We start from the raw sequence: 1,942 nt of genomic DNA, 5'->3' as shown, positions 1-1,942 counted from the left end.
ACGAACAGCAACAGCAGCAAGTTCGCGAACGCGGGAGCGGCGGCCGGCGGGTTCGTCGGCGCGATGGGCGGCTCGTTCGTCCCGCCGGTGAACGTCACGGTCAACCGCACGACGAACAAGGGCGGGGGCGCTGGGCAGTCCGGCAAGGGCCGCTCCCAGTTCATCCTCGGGGAGCCCGAGTTCAACAACGCGGACGACGTCCGCAACTACTGCAACCACCTGCGGGCGCTGATGATCCAGGCGGCCATCGAGCTGGCCATGGCCGCGAAGATCCTGGAGGCCAGGTTGGGCCAGGCGCAGGCGCTGCCGGGCGACAACCCCGTCCAGACCCGCATGCGGGCCAAGAAGGTCGCGTGGAAGCTCAAGCGGGCGAGCGACGGGTGCACGGCCGCCGCGAAGAACGCCGTGGCCGCGTACGGGGCCTTCCAGCGGGAGTACGCCGACCTGATGCGCCCGCGCCCCCAGCGCCCGGCGTCCACCAACCCCTTCAAGTTCTGAGAGGCGGGAACCTCATGGCCAGCAACAAGGACGTTCAGCAGCAGCAGGAAGACCGCCTCAACTCCGGCGGCGGCACGGGCATGGGGGCCTGGCTCTGGCACCGGGCCAAGCCCTACACCCCGCCGTGGATCGTCACGGGCGGCGTCGGCCTGGCGGGCGCCGGCGCGAACGCCATGTGGTCGAACTCCCCGTGGGCGGGCGTCGGCCTGACCCTCGCCTCCACCGCCCTGACGGCCGCCACCTGGTGGGCGGGCAAGTCGACCGGCCAGCAGCGCCGCCTCCACTCCGCCATCACCGTGGCGGCCGGGTCGGCGTGGCTCACCTCCGCCGCCCTGTCCGGGCCGATGAGCGGCCCGCTCCCCGACCTGTACCTGATGGGCGGCGCGACCCTCGCCCTGTCCTGGAACATCCGCCAGGTCATGCGCTCCTCGACCCCGGAGGGCTCCGGCGAGTCCTCGGACAAGGGCCTCCTGGAGAAGGTCGGACTGGCCCGCACCAAGCTCAAGGACGTCAAGGTCGAACCCAACAGGGTCACGGTCCCCTACGAGCTGCCCGCCGGGGAGCTGACCAACGACGACGTCTCCAAGGCCATCCCCCGGATCGCGTCGGCCCTCGACGTGCCGACCACGGCCATCCGCATCCAGCACGACCCCGACTCGGCCCGGAAGGGGCAGTTCGTCATCGTGCCCGAGGACATGCTCAAGACCCCGACCCTGTGGCCCGGCCCGTTCGCCCCCGGGCAGTCCGTCGCCGTGCCGCTGCGGATCGGCGTCTACGACGACGGCAGCGACCTGGTGCTCCCGCTCCTGGACGCGATCCACATCCTCATCATGGGGATGACCGGCTCGGGCAAGACCGAGGGCGCCCTCGACGTCCTCTTCGAGCTGCTGACCCGCTCCGACGTCGCCGTGTGGCTCAGCGACGCGGCCAAGGCGGGCCAGGACTTCCAGCCGCTCGTCCCGGCCCTCGACTGGGCAGCGCTGGACACCCCGTCGGCCGGTGCGATGGTCGCCGCCGTCCAGGCCGTCATCCCCGCCCGCACCGCCTGGCTGCGGGACCACGGCTACCGCGCCTGGGAGCCCGCGGCCGCCGAGACGCAGACCGACGCCGCGCACTCCTGCGCTTCGGCCGGCGCCTGCGGCTGCGACGGGATGCCGTACCTGGTCGCCTGGTTCGAGGAGGCCGCCAAGCTGCTGCGGGAGCTGGGAGACGACGTCTTCACCGGCATCGCGCAGGAAGCCCGGTCCGCCGGGGTCACCCTCGTCGTCTCCATGCAGCGGGCCTCCGGCTACCAGCTCTCCACCGACACCCGGGCGAGCCTCCCGGCCGCGATGTGCTTCGGCGTCCGGGGCGACGACGCGAGCTTCGCGCTCCCCGAGGAGGTCCTGGAGGCGGGCGCCAACCCGGCCGCGTGGGGCAACAAGCGCAAGGGCTACGTCTACAT

At 72.3% G+C, this 1,942-nt stretch carries 2 protein-coding genes; both read left to right on the top strand.

Features of this window, described 5'->3' with window-relative positions:
• Nucleotides 1–498: plasmid transfer protein TraA (traA, locus tag ACFT2C_RS29030; RefSeq protein WP_377210572.1), on the top strand; the 498-nt coding region annotated here is incomplete at its 5' end.
• 14 nt (nucleotides 499–512) lie between these two features.
• Nucleotides 513–1,942: hypothetical protein (locus tag ACFT2C_RS29025; RefSeq protein WP_377210571.1), on the top strand; the 1,430-nt coding region annotated here is incomplete at its 3' end.

This window comes from Promicromonospora sp. NPDC057138, from assembly GCF_042670845.1.
Lineage (GTDB): Bacteria > Actinomycetota > Actinomycetes > Actinomycetales > Cellulomonadaceae > Promicromonospora.
The sequence above is the reverse complement of the archived record's forward strand: the minus strand, read 5'-3'. Positions and strand labels throughout refer to the sequence as shown.